We start from the raw sequence: 15,721 nt of genomic DNA, 5'->3' as shown, positions 1-15,721 counted from the left end.
CCCGTTTTCGTTCCCGGCCGATCGTCGGCTATTCTGGGCAGGCTCCCGCAGACGGACGATGTTCGATGCTGCGGAGGCAGTCCTTCGGGGTGTGGCGCAGCTTGGTAGCGCGCTTCGTTCGGGACGAAGAGGTCGCAGGTTCAAATCCTGTCACCCCGACCAGCCGAAAGGCCCTCTGAACAGCGGAAACGCTGAGAACAGAGGGCCTTTCGCTTTGCACGAATGGACTGTCCGAAGCCGCTGAGTGCCAGGACCTCAACATCGCGGGCCACCCCGCGCCTCTCGTTCCCGCGTGGCAGCCTCTTTCTGACGCGCGATCGCCTCGCGAGTGCGGTTGCGGTGAAGGTCGCACCCCGAAGGGCTGATCATGACTCGACACTACCGTCGAGTGTGCAGCAGCACTCCGGCCGAGGTTGAGATAACCGATGGACCACAGGGGCGGCCTGACGACCGTCTCCGCGCCGATCGTCAAACAGACCCGAAGGCGGTCCAGACTGCCCTCGAGGTGGGCCAACGCGTCGTCGACGCGCGCCGATTTTTTCACTACGATGGCCAGATGATGTCAGTGGCGGCGGGCGGTGCGTGGTGACGACCACGGGCACCCAGGACGTGTCCGTGATCGACCTCTTCTGCGGAGCAGGCGGCCTGTCCCTAGGCCTTCGGCAGGCAGGGATGAAGATCGCCGCCGGCATCGACATCGAGGAGTCGTGTCGGTTCGCCTACGAGACCAACATCGAAGCACCGTTCTTGGCAGCCGACGTGCGCGACGTGACAGGCGAAATGCTGAACCGGACCTGGGCGCCTGGCCATACCCGCCTGCTCGCTGGGTGCGCGCCGTGCCAGCCGTTCTCGGCCTACCGCCGCGGCGCAGACACGAGCCGTGAGGCCAGTTGGCCGCTGCTTGACGAATTCGCGAGGCTGGTCGAGGAGTCACGCCCGGAGCTCGTCACGATGGAGAACGTCCCACGGATCGGCAGTTCGGTCGTCTTTGAGCGCTTCGTGGCTAGCCTCCGCTCCCTCGGCTACCACGTCGCGTGGGAGATCTGCTACGGCCCGCTGTTCGGCCTACCTCAACATCGTAGACGACTTGTGCTCCTCGCATCGCTTCTCGGCCCGATCGACGGGCCCGCACCGACGAACCCTGACGCGGCCGAGGTGTCCGTACGAGCCGCCATCGCGGGCCTGCCGCCCGTCAATGCCGGGGCAAGCGACCCGTCTGACCCGATGCACAAGGCACGAGGTCTGTCAGCCGTTAACCTCAAGCGAATCCGTGCAAGCACGCCAGGCGGCACCTGGCAGGACTGGCCCGAGGACCTACGCGCGCCGTGCCACCGGAAGAGTTCGGGCGCCACATTCCGGAACGTCTATGCCAGGATGACTTGGGACGACCCGTCTCCAACGATCACAACGCTTGCACACAACTTCGGGACGGGCCGTTTCGGCCATCCGGAACAGGACCGTGCGATCACACTCCGCGAAGCTGCGGTCCTGCAGGGTTTCCCGACGAACTACACGTTCGTCGCTCCGGGCGAGCCTATCCGCATGTCCACGGTCGGCCGGATGATCGGCAACGCGGTGCCTCCTCCGATCGCGAGGGTGGCCGGCGACCATCTCCTCGCCCATGTCCGAGAAAATCACCTCGACTGATCAGAGCCCATAGGAGGCTTGCACGCATGGGCAAGTACAAGATGCGGGTCGACCTATCGGTCCTCGACTCACTCGGAATCAACCTGTACAGCAACGCCGCGGCAGTGCTGTCCGAACTGGTCGCCAACGCCTACGACGCCGACGCGACCCAGGTCGACATCGACTGGGACCGGGGCGACAAAGTTGTTGTTCAGGACAACGGTTGCGGCATGTCGGTCAAGGAGATGAACGAGCGCTTCCTGACCGTCGGCTACCGCAAACGGGACCCGAAGAATGAGGGCAACACTTCGCCGACATGGGGTCGGCAGTTCATGGGACGCAAGGGCATCGGAAAACTTTCGGTCTTTTCGATCGCCAACGTCGTAACCGTCTACTCCACTAAGGATGGTGAGACGCACGCCTTTAGCATCGACGTGGACGACCTGCGGGAGAAGATCGACAAGGGAGAGGAGTACGAGCCCGTTGATGTCACCGACGTCCCGAGCGCCTACTCTACCCAGGGCACCGTCTTGGAACTCACCTCGCTCCGCTCAAAGCGCATGGACCTGACGATAAACTCCCTACGGAAGCGGCTGGCCCGCCGCTTTGACGTGCTTGACCAGACCCCTCCGACGGAGGGTGGCTTCGCGATCGCGATCAACGGCAACCGAATCAATTGGGTGGACCGGCAGGAACTCAAGAACCTGCAGTTCATCTGGGAGTTCGGCGATGATCGGCTGCCCGCGAGCGTCCTGCCGAAGGGGATCGAGCGCTTCGAACTACCCGGCGTGATCGACTCGTCGGCTGGATGGAAGATCTCGGGGTGGTTCGGCACCGCGAAGAAGCCGACCGACCTGACAGACGACCTCGAGGCCGGCTCTCTCAAGAACATCATCGTCCTGGCGCGGAAGCGGCCCATCCAGGAGGGCATCATCGAGAAACTCGACTTCAGCAGGGTCTTCGGCAACTATGTGACTGGGCAGATCGAGGCTGACTTCCTCGACGACAACGATCTCGACGACATCGCGACCAGCGACCGCCAGCGCCTGATTGAGGACGACCCTCGCGTCCAGGCCCTCCAGGACTTCCTTCGCAAGGCCTTCGTCAGCGCAGCCGACACCTGGTCGGAGCGCAGGCCGAAGAAGGAAGTGCCGGATGTAATGGACCGGTACCCTAAGATCAGGGAATGGGTCGATGGCCTCGACGACTACCAGAAGCAGTACGCGGAGACAATGGTCGGAACCATCGCAAGCCTAGACTTTGAGCCGGGCGCCGAGGAGCAGCGCACCGATCTGTTCCGGTCTGGCATCCTGGCGTTCGCGCGCGTCGGACTCAGGAAGGCAACCAGCGACCTCGACGCCTTGTCGAAGGTCACCGCCGAGGACATCCTGCCGTTGCTCGGCAAGCAGGCGGAGTACGAAGCCGGGCTCTGGGTTGACATTCTCAAGTCGCGCGTCGAGGCCATCGAGCAGTTCCAGCACCTCGCGAACGAGAACGAGAAGGAGCGTGTGCTCCAGGAGCACCTGTTCGACCACCTGTGGCTCCTTGACGCTTCATGGGAGCGCGCCGTCGGAAGCGACCACATGGAGCAGAGCCTCAAAAGGATGGCCGCCGGCGAGTTCGACCTGGACCAGGCAGGGATGAACGCGCGTGACCGCATCGACATCCGCTATGCGACAACCGGCGGCAAGCACATCATCGTCGAGCTCAAGCGATACAACGTCAAGCCAGACATTGACGACCTGAAGGTGCAGGGCGGGAAGTATGCGGTGGCCCTGCAGAAGGTGCTCGCCGCCCAGGGAGTCGAGGACCCCGACATCGAGGTCGTCTTCGTCCTTGGCAAGCCGCCCAGAGTTACGGCCGCCGTCCCCCAAAAGGACAAGGACTACATCGACTGGTCACTGGCCATGATCAATGGGCGGATCCGCCAATACGACCAACTCATCACCAATGCGCTGGCACAGTACGAGGAGTACTTGAAGGCGTCCGCCCAGGCGCGCCAACTCGACGAATTGCTCGGTTCGATCGAAGACTCGCCCAAGCCCGGGGACGGGGACGCCGACGAGCACGAGGCGGCTAGCTGACCGACGAAGCCCCCCATCTCCACGAAGACAGGCCACCCACGCGGTTTCTCCGGCTACACGTCACCTGTGCCAGATTCATGACCATGCCGGCGGGAACGTCACCGTGCCGGCGTCGTCGGCTTCGCCCCATCGACCGGGTGAATGATGTCACGGGCCAGTACATCTACTACTGGATCGATGCCCCGCGTCGGTACCCTGCGTCGGGCGTCGTGATAACTTTCTTTACTGACTCAAGCGCGCGGCTCCGCCGCGCGGGTCGGCCTCCCCCGACATGACGAAAGACAGCCCCGAGAGTTCTCGAAGCCGCCTCACCATCCGGCACCGGACCGACCGCTGAGCATCCAGCCGTCTCCACCCCGCGTCAAGGGCGCCTCCGGCGTCGCACGCGATGACCTACGGTCACCCCTGGCCCGGCCTCCGGAAGGCTCTCGTGCTCCGCTATGGGTCCAGCGCCTCCGAGTGTCCCCACCGTCACCTGCCCGGCGCGCTGAGTCCCAAAGGGAGTGCCAACCTGCTCACTGCTCTACCGACGTCGACGGACTTCCATCGACGCTTCAACACAGGAGCTCGCCGCCCTCGAAGTCGCCTGCGTGCTGCGCGAGCCGTTCGGAACGAAGAGGTCGCAGGTTCAAATCCTGTCACCCGACCAGACGAAAGGCCCTCTGACCAGCGGAAACGCTGAAGTCAGAGGGCCTTTCGTCATCCCCAGGGCGGGCTGGCGCGATAGCCGCCTGTCGTACCGTGACCCCATGACGCCGCCCCGAGACCTGCCGGAGGGCACCGGTGGCGAGACCTCCGAAGCGCTCGACGCCTTCCTGACCGCCCGGCCGCAGCTGTTCGGTATCGCGTACCGCATGCTGGGCAGCGTCACCGACGCGGACGACGTCCTGCAGGAGGCGTGGATCCGGTGGCAGGGCACCGACCGGAGTGTCGTCGAGAACCCCGCGGCCTTCCTGACCACTGTCGTCACCCGCCTCGCGATCAACGCGGCGACGTCGGCGTATGCCCGCCGTGAGACCTACGTCGGGCCGTGGCTGCCGGAGCCTGTCGACACGAGCGCGGACCCAGCCCTCGGCGCCGAGCGGGCGGAGGCGCTCGAGCTCGCCGTGCTCGTCCTGCTCGAGCGGTTGACCCCCACCGAGCGGGCCGTCTACGTGCTGCGCGAGGCCTTCGGCTATCCCTACCGGCAGGTCGCGGAGATCCTGGATCTCACGGAAGCGAACACGCGCCAGCTCGCGCACCGCTCGCGTGACCGCCTCGGTCGTCGCGAGGCGGCCAGGGTGGACCCGCAGGAGCACCGCCGCCTGCTCGGGGAGTTCGTCAGCGCGGCCCGCGACGGGGACCTGGCCCGCTTCGAGCAGTTCCTCGTCGACGGTGTCGTCGCGCGCACGGACGGGGGCGGCCGCGTGCACGCGGCCCGCATCGAGCTCGCGGGACCGGCGCGGGTGTCGTCGTTCTTCGCGAAGATCGCGCGCAAGTACTGGTCCGGCGCCGAGGTCGAGGCGCGTCTGGTCGAGGCGAACGGGCTGCCCGCGATGCTGCTGCAGGAAGGAACGTCCCGCGCGCTCGTGCTCCTCGAGGTGACCGGAGCCGGCGTGGAGCAGGTGTTCGTCCAGATCAACCCCGACAAGCTCGAGCGGTTCGCACCGTGAACGCCGGAAAACCGCTGGACCGCGCCCCGACACCCGCCTACCGTCGAGGCATGCACATCGACGTGGAGCAGCTCGACCCTGCCGTCACCGAGGCCGCCGTCGAGGCGACCTTCTCCGGCGTCGTCACGGTGGACGTCGGCGACGAGCGGATCCTTGAGCGTGCCTTCGGACATGCGCACCGCGCGCTGGAGGTGCCGAACACCGTCGCGCACCGGTTCGCCGTCGCCAGCGGCAGCAAGGGGTTCACCGCTCTCACGGTCATGCGCCTCGTGGAGGACGGCGCGCTCCGGCTGACCACACCCGTGCGCGACGTGCTGGGTTCGGACCTTCCCCTGATCGACGACGCGGTGACGGTGGAGCACCTCCTGACCCACACCTCGGGCATCGGGGACTACCTCGACGAGGAGGCGGGCGGCGAGATCACCGACTACATCCTGCGCCGGCCGGTGCACACGCTCCTCACCGCGGAGGCGTTCCTGCCCGAGCTCGACGGGTTCCCGCAGACGACGCCGCCGGGCGAGGTGTTCGCCTACAACAACGGTGGCTACGTCGTGCTGGCGCTGGTCGCGGAACGAGTCTCCGGGCAGACCTTCCACGACCTGGTCCACCGGGAGGTGTGCGACCGTGCCGGCCTGGATCAGACCCGCTACCTGCGCTCCGACGAGCTGCCCGGTGACGCCGCGCTCGGCTACCTGGAGGAGACGGGTGACCGGACCAACGTGCTGCACCTGCCGGTCCTGGGCAACGGCGACGGCGGCGCATTCACGACCGCCGAAGACCTGCACCGGTTCTGGCTCGCCCTGTTCGCCGGTCGGATCGTCGAGCAGCCGACCCTGGAGGCCATGATCCGACCTCGTCACGACGTCCCGTCCGAGGGGCTGCGCTACGGGATGGGTTTCTGGCTCCACGCGACCGGGCCCGCCGTCGTCCTCGAGGGCTACGACGCGGGCGTCTCGTTCCGGACCACGCACGACGCGGCGACGTCGACGACGGTCAGCGTGCTCGGCAACACCTCCGAGGGGGCGTGGCCGGTCATCGGCGCCACGGCCGACCTGTTCGACTGACCCCGGGCGCGCTCCGGCGGCAACGCTCGTAGCATCGCAGCAGGGAGCCGCGCGACGAGGGGACCAGCGATGTCAGAGGCGAACGCACCGATGTCCCACCGCACCGTCGGCACCGCACGGCGGCTGTGGGGCCTCGTCTACCTGCGGGGCGCGGTGTCCGTCGTCGCCGGCGTCGTCCTCTTCGTGAGTCCCGACGACGGCCTGACGTGGTTGCGCTGGCTGGTGGGGCTCGCGATCGCCGTCCAGGGCGCGCTGCTGGTGATCGAGAACCGGCGCGCCCAGGGCGGCACGGCCGGCGAGGACCTCAACGCGCGGCTCGTCGCGGGGATCGTCAGCGTCGTGGCCGGTGTGGCGGTCGTCGTCTGGCCGTCGATGACGGCGCCGCTGCTCTTCCTCGTGGTCGGTGTCTGGGCGTGCGTCGCCGGTGTGATGGCCCTGATCGGCGGCCTCCGAGGCCGCGCGGCACGCACGATCGCCTGGGACTGGCAGCTGGTGAACGCAGCGCTCTGGCTGGTGCTCGGCGCGGTCATGCTCGCCCGGCCCACCGACGACATGACCGTCGTCGCCCTGCTCCTGGCGCTCTACCTGCTGCTCTCCGGTGCGGTCGTCCTCGTGGGCGGCCTGGCGACGACCACGCGCCAGAAGGACGCCGACTCGACGTCACTCCTCGAGGGAATCGAGGAACGGGGTGATCACCCGTGACCCGGCACGACGAGACACCGTCAGCGCTCTCAGCGCCTGCTCGTCGAGGGCTCGGATCCGGGGCAGCACCACGTCGAGACCCGCGAGCGGTCACGGGACCGTGACGTCCGCCAACCACTCGTCGAAGGTCACCACCCCGCACCGAGCCTCGCCGTCGGGCAGCATCGCCCCACCCCGGAAGTCCCTGCCGGTCCCGGGGAAGTCGACGGGCAGCACCCACCGCCGTCGGCCCTGCGCGCGCAGCAGACGGTGCGCCATGTCGACCAGCTGCTCCTCGCGCGGCCCGGCGATCTCCGGCGCCCACCCCATCGCAGGTCCGGCCGCGACCTCCGCCAGGTAGTCACCGACCTCGGCGGCCGCCACGGGCCGGCACCGCATCCGCGGCACGATCCCCACCGGCCCGGGGATCGCCCCCAGCACCTGCCCGGGGAACTCGTGGAACTGCGTGGCCCGCACCACCGACCACGGCACGTCCCCGGACCGCACCACCGCCTCCTGGGCCAGCTTGGCCCGGTAGTACCCGTACCCCGGCGCCCGGTCGACGCCCACGATCGAGAGCAGCACGTGGTGCCCGACGCCGGCCCGGCGGCCGGCCTCCAGCAGGTGGCGCGAGGTGGTGGTGAAGAACTCCGTGACCGCCTTCTCCCTGAGGTTCATCAGGTTCAGCGTGTCGACGACGGCCTCCACGCCGTCGAGCGCGGCGTCCAGGCCGTCCCCGGTCGCCACGTCCACGCCCCGGCCACGGGTCAGCACCGCCACCTCGTGCCCGGCCCGGTCCAGCGCGTCCACGACGTGACGTCCGACGACTCCGGTCCCACCGGCGACTGCGATCCTCATGATGCCCCTCCTCCTGCTGCGGTCGACTCCTGACACCCTCACGACAGCGCAGCACGGCTCGACGTGACAGGCTGTGCCTCAGGTCACACACCAGGAGGAACGATGGAGCCGATCGTCGTCGTCGGGGGCGGTCTCGCCGCCGCGCGCGCCACCCAGACGCTGCGCGACCAGGGATACGACGGCGACCTCGTCGTCCTCACCGCCGAGGCCTTCCCACCGTACGAGCGCCCGCCCCTGTCCAAGGACTACCTGCGCGGCGAGGCCGGCACCGACGCCCTGTTCCCTCACGACGCCGACTGGTACGCCGACCGCGGCGTCGACCTGCGGACGTCGACGACGGCGGTCGGCCTGGACGTGGCCGGTTCGGCCATCGAGACGGCACCCGGCGGGTCGCTGCGCTACTCACGCCTGCTGCTGGCCACCGGCTCGCAGGTCCGCCGGCTCGACGTCCCCGGCAACGACCTGGACGGTGTGCACCACCTGCGCACGATCGACGACGCCGACCGTCTGCGGACCGCACTGGGTGACGACGGGCCGCTCGTCGTCGTCGGGGACGGCTGGATCGGGATGGAGGTCGCGGCGTCGGCCCGGCAGCTCGGCCGCGACGTGACCGTCGTCGGCAGATCGCCCCACCCTCTGCACGGGCTCGGAGCGCGCGTGAGCGAGATCTTCACGAACCTCCACGAGGAGAACGGTGTCCGGCTGCTCCGCGCGACGGCGGTCACCGCCCTGACCGGTACCGGCAGCGTCTCCGGCGTCGAGCTCGACGACGGCACCACGCTCGAGGCGAGCACCGTCGTCGTCGGTGTCGGCGTGACCCCGCGGTGCGACCTCGCCGCGGAGGCCGGCATCGAGCTGCGCTCCGCGGCCGACGGCGACGGGGTCGCCGTGGACGGGACGCTGCGGACCTCCGCGCCCGGCGTGTGGGCGGCCGGCGACATCGCCTCGGTGCCCTCGGTGCGCTACGGCCGAGCCCTGCGGGTGGAGCACTGGGCGTTCGCCGACGAGACCGGCAAGCACGCCGCCCGCGCGATGCTCGGATCCGCGGAGCCCTACGACGTCCTGCCCTACTTCTTCACCGACCAGTTCGACCTGGGCATGGAGGTCAAGGGCGTCACGAGCGGCGAGGTGGTGATCAGCGGCTCGGCCGCGGACCGCGAGTGCGTCGCGTTCTGGGTGGACGGCGACCGCGTCCAGGCGGGGATGGGGATCAACGTCTGGGACCGCATGGACGACGTCGAGGACCTGATCCGCGCCGAGGGGCCCGTGGACCGCGCCGCGCTGGACGCGTTCGTCTGAGCCGGACCGGACGCTTTCCGAGAGGTGAGCCCCGCTCTGGCACGATCGGCACATGTCACGTCGCGTCGTCCTCGGGTGGGTGCTGGCGCTGGTCGTCGCCGGGGTCGGTGCAGGCGTCATGCTCGGCGTGTGGCGCCCGTGGGACACCGTGCCGGACGCCCTGCGGGACGCCGTCGGCCCGATCGAGTCCGTACCTGGCGTCGTCAGCGCCGAGGTCGGCTACGACGTGCTCCACCATGACGCCAAGGACGGCGACACCGCCGTGGCCCGGCTCGAGGTCCGGCTCGAGGAGGACCTGACTCCGCAGGCCGCCGGAGATGCGGCCGGCCAGGTGTCAGCGCTGTTCACCGCGGCCCCGGTCCCCGGTGTCGACCTGACCTGGTCGATATCGATCGTGGCCGGCACACCGGACGAGAGCGGCTCCGTGGCCACCTATCCGCTGAGCGTGCACACCCTCGGCAGTACCGACCTCGACACCGGCGTCACCAAGGCGTACGAGCTGTGGCAGGCGGGTGCCGCTCGTGCCTCCGCCCACTCCGCGGAGACGAGCACCCCTGACGAGCTCCTCGCACTGGCCGACTTCGCGGAGCGGCGCGGCTTCGTGGCCGGGCTCGCCACGCTCGACGGCACGGTCCGCTATGAGCCGGGCATCCCCGTCGTCGTCGACGTCGCGCTGGTCCGCCTCGCCGTCGAGGCTGCGGAGCAAGATCGCGTCGAGTCGGCGTTCTCCACGGGTCAGAGGGGCCTGAGCGTGTACCTCGCGGACGACACGGCGAGCACGACCGCCGCCCTCGTCGACTGGCTCCGGGCCCGTACGGTGGCGGGCGATGAACCCGTGCCCTACACACTCCTCTCGCCCGGCTACGACACTCTCGCCGAGGGCTGGGTCGGCGGGTTCGCACCGCCCGAGCCGGAACCGCACCCCGTCCGGATGCCCGAGGGCACGGAGGCCTGGCCCACCGACGACGCCGCGGCCGAGTGCACCGGTGCCGACCTCGAGCTCTCGCTCGGCACCCCCGACGCCGCCACGGGCGCGCGCTACCTGGCGGTGCACGCGCGCAACGTGTCCGGCGAGCCGTGCGCCGTCGACGGCTTCCCCCACGTCGTCTTCCGCGACGCGGACGGGCGGGCGCAGCGGGACGTGACGATCGTGCCGCACTCCCCCGGGTTGGTCGCGGAGCGGGTGGTCGTCCCCGCCGGCGAGCAGGTGCTCGCCACGCTGGCCTGGCGGGCCATGTCCACGACGAACGACCCGGAGGTCACCACGGAGGTCGAGATCGTCGCCGTCCCCGGCGCCGATCCCGTGGCCCTCGTGCCGCGCGCGCCGGACCTGGCAGGACCGTCGGACGGCGAGCCCGTCACGCTGGACGTGCTCGACGGCGCCGAGGTGCGGCAGGGACCGTGGGCGCAGGCCGTGGACGGCTGGTCCTGGTAGCGGTCACCCGAAGGTGAACGTGTACACCGACACCCCGGCGGGGACGTCGAGCTCGACGAGGCCCTCGCTCGGGCCGTCGCCCCGCACCACCTCGTACAGCGTCGGGTTGCCGCCGACGGCGATCTCCTCCTCGGAGCGCACCGTCCCGTCGGGCGCGACCACCCGGGCGGTGACGGTGCCCTCGCCGCCGAGCACCGTGAACACGTCGGTCGCCTGGTAGGCCAGGCGCAACGTGGCGTGGTCGGACACCGCCGTCGCACCCTGGAAGTCGAGCTCCCACGTGCCGTCCAGCGAGAAGGTGTCCTGAAGCTGCTCCTGCGCCGGCTCGAACTCCGCCTCGCCGCTGCCGTACGGCGTCGGGCCCGCGTAGTTGAACACCTTGTTCAGCGCCAGGTACGTCTCGGGCGTCGTCTCGTCCTCCGGGGTCGTGTCGAGCACCTCGGAGGGCGGCGGCAGCTCGACGTCCGGGTCTGCCGCCTGCAGCAGGTCACGGATGTGCTGCTCGGTGACGTCGTAGTCCCCCTCACCGAACTTCAGGTAGCGCACGGTGCCGTCCGCGTCGATGAGGTACTCCGCCGGCCAGTACCGGTTCCGGTAGGTCGTCCACGTCGAGTAGGAGTTGTCCTGCGCGATCGGGTACACCACGCCCAGGTCCTCCGCGCCCGCGACCACGTTGCGGGTCTCGCGCTCGAACGCGAACTCGGGGGTGTGCACCCCGATCACCTCCAGCCCGGCGTCCTGATACTTCTCGTACCAGTCGGCGATGTGCGGGATGGCGCGCTGGCAGTTGATGCACGAGTACGTCCAGAAGTCGATGAGCACCACCTTGCCGCGCAGGTCCTCCAGCTCGACGGGCTGGTCCCCGGGGGTGTTCAGCCACTGGGTGATGCCCGTCAGCGGCGGGGCGGTGCCGCACTCCGCCAGCTCGGGCGACCCGGTGGTGCAGTTCGACAGCTCCCGGTTGACGTCGGTGACGATGCCGCCGAGCTCCAGGGCCTCCTGGACCGACTCGTTCTGGTCGACCTGCTGCTGCAGGGCGCCGGTGTAGTCCGGCAGCGCCCGCTGGATCTGGGCCGGCACGTCGTAGGCGAGCCCCACGGCGAGGACGATCATCACGACGCCGCCCGTGACGCGGATCCCCCGCTGGTGGCGCTGGAACCCGCGGACCCGCTCGGCGACGCGACGGCCGGCCAGCGCGAACACCAGGAGCGGGATCGCGGCGCCGACGGCGAAGCTCACGGTCAGGGCGACCGTGCCCGGCCCGATGTTCCCCGTCGCGCCCGCCACCGTGATGGCCGCCAGCACCGGCCCGGCGCACGGCACGTACAGCACGCCCAGGCCCAGCCCCAGCAGGAACGCCCCCCGGTCCTGGCGGGCCGCCCCCTTGCGCGAACCGAAGGCGGCGATGCGCTGGAACGGTCGTTCCAGGACCTCCTCGAAGCGGGGCACGATCATGCCCACACCGATCGCGGTGAGCAGCGTGATCCCGAGCCAGCGCAGCAGGTCCTGCGGCAGACCGAGGGCGGTGAGCAGCAGCGAGCCGAGCAGCGTGAAGACGCTGAAGCTCAGCACCAGGCCCGCGATCACCAGGTACGGGCGCCACGACCGGCCCGGCCGGCCCGTGCTGCGGCCGCCTCCTCCCGACGCACGACCACGCCGCGAGGACGAGGGCGGCTCGTCCACCGAGAGCGGCAGCGTCACCGTGCCGGCACGGCCGGTCGGCGGGCCGCTGGTGACCTGACCGGAGCGGCCGATCTGCACCGCCGACGGGGCGCCCGCGAACAGCGCCGGACTGACGCCCTCGCTCTCGCCGCCCCGAGCGTCCGCCTCAGCGTCCTGCGCGGCGTCCGGGCCGCCGTCGTCCGCGTCCTTGCCCGTGCCGCGGTCCCGTGCACCCTCGACGCCCCCGGCGAAGAAGATCACCGGCAGCATCGGCAGGATGCACGGTGAGATCCCGGTGATGAGGCCGCCGAGCAGGCCGATGATGATCAAGGTCTCCATGCCGCAGGTTCGGAGCAGCGGCCCGCACGGATGGGTGCGGGGCCTCCGGGCTCACCCCCGGACGGTGGTGACCACCTGCGTCAGGGACGGCTGGCGCGGCGTCGACCCGAACCCGAAGCGCACCGGCGGGTCGACGTCCGCCAGCTCCCCCAGGTCGCCCCCGTCCCAGCTCGCCCGCAGCGCCGAGAGGGCATGCATGTCCGTGGCCCCGTAGGTCTCGTGCCGCCCGTTGCCGGCGCTGCCCCGGGTCCGCACACCGCGCAGCAGCACCCGTGCCACCGGGTCGCTGAGGAGCGCGAACTGCGGCGCGGCGGCGAGCCGCGGCGGCACCAGACGCAGCACCCGGCCCAGAGCCGTGCGCCGACCGACGGCGGCACGCAGCCGGAGCGGACCGGCCTCCACCACGACGTGGCCTACTCCCCGGCCGGCACGAGGCCCCTCCACGCGCACGGTCACCGCCGTCTCCACGACGTCGTCGAACCGGTACGTCGTCGCGACGAAGCCCGCCACCTGCGGCGGCGCCACCAGCACACGGTGCCCTGTGGCGTCCTCGACCATCGCATCGGCGAACGCACCGAACGGTGACTCCCTCCAATGCCCCACCACCACCCGCGTGCCGGAGGTCGTGCCGCACCCCAGGATCTGGCCGCGGAACCGCTGCTCGTCGCCCATCCTCCGAGTCTGCTGCCACGCCCGCCAGGGCGCGCGGCACGTCCGGCGAAAAAAGTTCCGTCCGTCACCCATCCACCGGCGCCCGGGCTTCGAACCCCTGGTGAAGCGCCCCGGGACGAGGTCGGGGCGACGAGGCAAGGAGAGACCGATGAAGAACGTTCGTACCCGCACCGCCGCCGCCGGCTTCGCCACCCTGGCCCTGCTGGCCCTCAGCGCGTGCTCCTCCGACGACTCCGACATGCCGGAGACCACGGAGGACACCATGACCGAAGAGGCACCCATGCCCGAGGACGACATGTCCGAGGACATGGAGGACGACATGGACGACGAGGACATGGGCGACGACATGGCCATGGACCCCGCCGCCAACCTGGTGGGCCCCGGCTGCGAGGCCTATGCCGACGAGGTCCCCGAGGGCGACGGCTCGATCACCGGCATGTCGACCGACCCGGTCGCCGTGGCCGCGTCCAACAACCCGCTGCTCACCACGCTCGTGTCGGCCGTCAGCGGCGAGCTCAACCCCGACGTGAACCTGGTCGACACCCTCAACGGTGACGAGTTCACCGTGTTCGCGCCCGTGGACGACGCCTTCGCGGCGGTCGACGCCGACACGATCGACACCCTGTCCACCGACGCCGACCTGCTCACCACGGTCCTCACCTACCACGTGGTCCCCGGGCAGATCCTGCCCGCCGACATCGAGGGTGAGCACGAGACCGTCCAGGGCGAGACCGTCGAGGTCACCGGGTCGGGCGACGAGCTCATGGTCAACGACGCCAACGTGATCTGCGGTGGTGTCATGACGCAGAACGCGACCGTGTACCTCGTCGACGCGGTGCTGATGCCGTCCATGTGACCGTCACCCCCCGGTCCGGTTCCCGGGCACGCAGGGGGTGTCCGGGAACCATCGAGCCGGGCCGTCTCGTCATCCGACGAGGCGGTCCGGCTCCGTCGTGCGCGGTCGCCTACCGCTCCGGCTCGGCATGCTCGAGCACGGCGCCCTCGGTCAGCTCCAGCGCCTCGAGCGCCGGGTCCGCGACGAGGGCGTCCACGAGCGCCCGGGAACCGCCCACCAGGGTCCACGCGTCGTCCGTGTCGTTCGCCGCCACCCACGCGCGATCCTCGGGCCAGAGGATCGCGGGGGTCCGCGGGTCCCGCTGGCTCCGGTCGACGTCGTCCAGCCACGGCGCGTCGTCGGCCCAGTCCCGACCCGTGAACTGCTCGATCCCCGCCGCGAAGAGGATGTGGCTCCGGTGAGGCAGGTCGAGACGCGGACCCGCCGCGACGTCGGCGGCGAGGATGCCGGTGCCGGGGGCCGGGGCGTCGGGGTCCGGCGGCGCGGGCCCGAACTCGACGCGTGCCCAGCGCCGGTGCCTGAGCTCGAAGGCGGCCCGCCCCGCCGCCCGGACGACCCTCCGCCACGGCACCAGGAGCCACCGCAGCCAGCACGCAGGGATCCGAGCCACGTACAAGGCCCGGCCTCCTGAGGACACCAGCCCCCCGATCCCTTCCCAGACGCCCACGACACCGCTGCCCGGGGTGGTGGAGTGCCGCGCGAGGTGCTCGGAGAGGGCAGCAAGCACGGCAGCCGGGACGACGCCCTCGGCAGGCGCCTCGAGCGCCTCGCCCTGCGGCGTCACGACGTCCTCGCCACCGGACCAGGGGCGCCGGCACAGCCGGTCCAGGTTCGCCGTCGGGCTCATCGTCGTGCCGAACGCCGCCGCCACCTGCGCCCACCGGACGTCCACGCCGTCGGCCTCCCGTCGCAGCGGGTGGAGCACCCTGGCGTAGGCCTCGAAGCCCCGCGGGACGAAGACGTGGATGGTCCAGGTGTCGCTGTCCTCAGGGTCCAGGCCGGCGCGCACCCAGTCACCGCACGAAGGGTCGGGGATCCAGGGCATGGCCGTCATCGAGCGATGATCGCACGTCCCCCGGAAGCTAGGGTCGAGCCATGCCCCGCACCCGCACCCTCGTCGTCGGCGCCGCCGCGACCGTCCTCGCCGCCGGGCTGGCCCTGGCCGCGCCGGTGGCCTGGCTGGAGGTCGACGAAGCCGCAGCACCCCCGATCTCCGCCCTCGCCGACCTGCCCGACGGAGCACAGGTCACCGCGATCGACAGGAGCTGCGGCTCCGGCGGGTGCTGGCTCGTGTACTCGGTGCTCCCCCGGACCGGGACGTCCCCTCAGGAGCTGGCGGACGCCGTCGCCCCGCAGGGTGAGGTGTGCAGCGTCCGCAGCGTCGTCGACCTGCGCCGGGTGTGCACCTGGACCGACGAGGTCGGTCTCACCGAGGTCCGGTTCGGCGTGCGGTACGACCGCCATCTCGATCTCTGAGTTCCTGAACCTCTGAG

Annotated in this window: 13 protein-coding genes and 1 tRNA gene; 10 read left to right on the top strand and 4 right to left on the bottom strand. The window is 70.3% G+C overall.

Annotated features, from left to right (window positions below; genetic code table 11):
- Positions 1–85: 85 nt before the first annotated feature.
- From HDG69_RS08690 to HDG69_RS08665, 6 genes are all read left to right on the top strand, one after another.
- A tRNA-Pro gene (locus HDG69_RS08690) sits at positions 86–162 on the top strand.
- Between the two features lie 453 nt (positions 163–615).
- A complete protein-coding gene (locus tag HDG69_RS08685; RefSeq protein ID WP_216645437.1) occupies positions 616–1,647 on the top strand; it encodes a DNA (cytosine-5-)-methyltransferase in 1,032 nt (343 codons plus the stop codon).
- 26 nt (positions 1,648–1,673) lie between these two features.
- Positions 1,674–3,710 (top strand): BbrUII/HgiDII family restriction enzyme, encoded by a 2,037-nt coding sequence (locus HDG69_RS08680; RefSeq protein ID WP_171783408.1) that lies wholly within the window; start codon positions 1,674–1,676, stop codon positions 3,708–3,710.
- 749 nt (positions 3,711–4,459) lie between these two features.
- On the top strand, positions 4,460–5,362 hold the full coding sequence (gene sigJ, locus HDG69_RS08675; protein ID WP_171783407.1) for an RNA polymerase sigma factor SigJ: 903 nt from the start codon (positions 4,460–4,462) through the stop codon (positions 5,360–5,362).
- A gap of 50 nt (positions 5,363–5,412) precedes the next feature.
- The gene (locus tag HDG69_RS08670; protein ID WP_171783406.1) at positions 5,413–6,426 is read left to right on the top strand and encodes a serine hydrolase domain-containing protein; all 1,014 of its coding nucleotides are present in this window, start codon (positions 5,413–5,415) and stop codon (positions 6,424–6,426) included.
- 69 nt (positions 6,427–6,495) lie between these two features.
- Positions 6,496–7,128, top strand: a complete 633-nt coding sequence (locus HDG69_RS08665; RefSeq protein ID WP_171783405.1) for a DUF308 domain-containing protein — start codon at positions 6,496–6,498, stop codon at positions 7,126–7,128.
- Positions 7,129–7,218: 90 nt separating this feature from the next.
- Here the strand turns inward: HDG69_RS08665 and HDG69_RS08660 are convergent, their stop codons facing one another.
- On the bottom strand, positions 7,219–7,965 hold the full coding sequence (locus HDG69_RS08660; protein ID WP_171783404.1) for an SDR family oxidoreductase: 747 nt from the start codon (positions 7,963–7,965) through the stop codon (positions 7,219–7,221).
- Between the two features lie 102 nt (positions 7,966–8,067).
- Between HDG69_RS08660 and HDG69_RS08655 the strand changes: the two genes are divergently transcribed.
- Complete coding sequence (locus HDG69_RS08655) at positions 8,068–9,264, top strand: NAD(P)/FAD-dependent oxidoreductase (protein ID WP_171783403.1); 1,197 nt, start codon at positions 8,068–8,070, stop codon at positions 9,262–9,264.
- Between the two features lie 52 nt (positions 9,265–9,316).
- Positions 9,317–10,699 carry a DUF4232 domain-containing protein gene (locus HDG69_RS08650; RefSeq protein ID WP_171783402.1) on the top strand — a complete coding sequence of 461 codons (1,383 nt, stop codon included), beginning with the start codon at positions 9,317–9,319 and terminating at the stop codon, positions 10,697–10,699.
- A gap of 3 nt (positions 10,700–10,702) precedes the next feature.
- On the opposite strand, the gene HDG69_RS08645 is transcribed toward HDG69_RS08650, so the two are convergent.
- Together HDG69_RS08645 and HDG69_RS08640 are read right to left on the bottom strand one after the other, a co-directional pair.
- Entirely contained in the window at positions 10,703–12,700 is a 1,998-nt protein-coding gene (locus HDG69_RS08645) for a cytochrome c biogenesis protein DipZ (protein ID WP_171783401.1), read from the bottom strand.
- Between the two features lie 51 nt (positions 12,701–12,751).
- A complete protein-coding gene (locus HDG69_RS08640; RefSeq protein ID WP_171783400.1) occupies positions 12,752–13,372 on the bottom strand; it encodes a hypothetical protein in 621 nt (206 codons plus the stop codon).
- A gap of 148 nt (positions 13,373–13,520) precedes the next feature.
- Between HDG69_RS08640 and HDG69_RS08635 the strand changes: the two genes are divergently transcribed.
- Entirely contained in the window at positions 13,521–14,228 is a 708-nt protein-coding gene (locus HDG69_RS08635) for a fasciclin domain-containing protein (RefSeq protein ID WP_171783399.1), read from the top strand.
- Positions 14,229–14,337: 109 nt separating this feature from the next.
- On the opposite strand, the gene HDG69_RS08630 is transcribed toward HDG69_RS08635, so the two are convergent.
- Positions 14,338–15,282: a hypothetical protein gene (locus HDG69_RS08630; RefSeq protein WP_171783398.1), complete on the bottom strand. Its 945-nt coding sequence runs from the start codon at positions 15,280–15,282 to the stop codon at positions 14,338–14,340.
- A gap of 41 nt (positions 15,283–15,323) precedes the next feature.
- Here HDG69_RS08630 and HDG69_RS08625 point away from each other — a divergent pair, with 41 nt between their 5' ends.
- Positions 15,324–15,704, top strand: a complete 381-nt coding sequence (locus tag HDG69_RS08625) for a hypothetical protein (RefSeq protein WP_171783397.1) — start codon at positions 15,324–15,326, stop codon at positions 15,702–15,704.
- Positions 15,705–15,721 lie beyond the last annotated feature (17 nt).

It is taken from the genome of Isoptericola halotolerans (assembly GCF_013149785.1).
Lineage (GTDB): Bacteria > Actinomycetota > Actinomycetes > Actinomycetales > Cellulomonadaceae > Isoptericola > Isoptericola halotolerans.
The sequence above is the reverse complement of the archived record's forward strand: the minus strand, read 5'-3'. Positions and strand labels throughout refer to the sequence as shown.

What these genes read in the sequence shown, in the direction of transcription:
- HDG69_RS08680 (WP_171783408.1), top strand. Translation starts at nt 1,674, where the DNA reads ATGGGCAAGTACAAGATGCGGGTCGACCTATCGGTCCTCGACTCACTC.
- sigJ (WP_171783407.1), top strand. Translation starts at nt 4,460, where the DNA reads ATGACGCCGCCCCGAGACCTGCCGGAGGGCACCGGTGGCGAGACCTCC.
- HDG69_RS08670 (WP_171783406.1), top strand. Translation starts at nt 5,413, where the DNA reads ATGCACATCGACGTGGAGCAGCTCGACCCTGCCGTCACCGAGGCCGCC.
- HDG69_RS08665 (WP_171783405.1), top strand. Translation starts at nt 6,496, where the DNA reads ATGTCAGAGGCGAACGCACCGATGTCCCACCGCACCGTCGGCACCGCA.
- HDG69_RS08660 (WP_171783404.1), bottom strand. Translation starts at nt 7,965, where the DNA reads ATGAGGATCGCAGTCGCCGGTGGGACCGGAGTCGTCGGACGTCACGTC.
- HDG69_RS08655 (WP_171783403.1), top strand. Translation starts at nt 8,068, where the DNA reads ATGGAGCCGATCGTCGTCGTCGGGGGCGGTCTCGCCGCCGCGCGCGCC.
- HDG69_RS08650 (WP_171783402.1), top strand. Translation starts at nt 9,317, where the DNA reads ATGTCACGTCGCGTCGTCCTCGGGTGGGTGCTGGCGCTGGTCGTCGCC.
- HDG69_RS08645 (WP_171783401.1), bottom strand. Translation starts at nt 12,700, where the DNA reads ATGGAGACCTTGATCATCATCGGCCTGCTCGGCGGCCTCATCACCGGG.
- HDG69_RS08640 (WP_171783400.1), bottom strand. Translation starts at nt 13,372, where the DNA reads ATGGGCGACGAGCAGCGGTTCCGCGGCCAGATCCTGGGGTGCGGCACG.
- HDG69_RS08635 (WP_171783399.1), top strand. Translation starts at nt 13,521, where the DNA reads ATGAAGAACGTTCGTACCCGCACCGCCGCCGCCGGCTTCGCCACCCTG.
- HDG69_RS08630 (WP_171783398.1), bottom strand. Translation starts at nt 15,282, where the DNA reads ATGACGGCCATGCCCTGGATCCCCGACCCTTCGTGCGGTGACTGGGTG.
- HDG69_RS08625 (WP_171783397.1), top strand. Translation starts at nt 15,324, where the DNA reads ATGCCCCGCACCCGCACCCTCGTCGTCGGCGCCGCCGCGACCGTCCTC.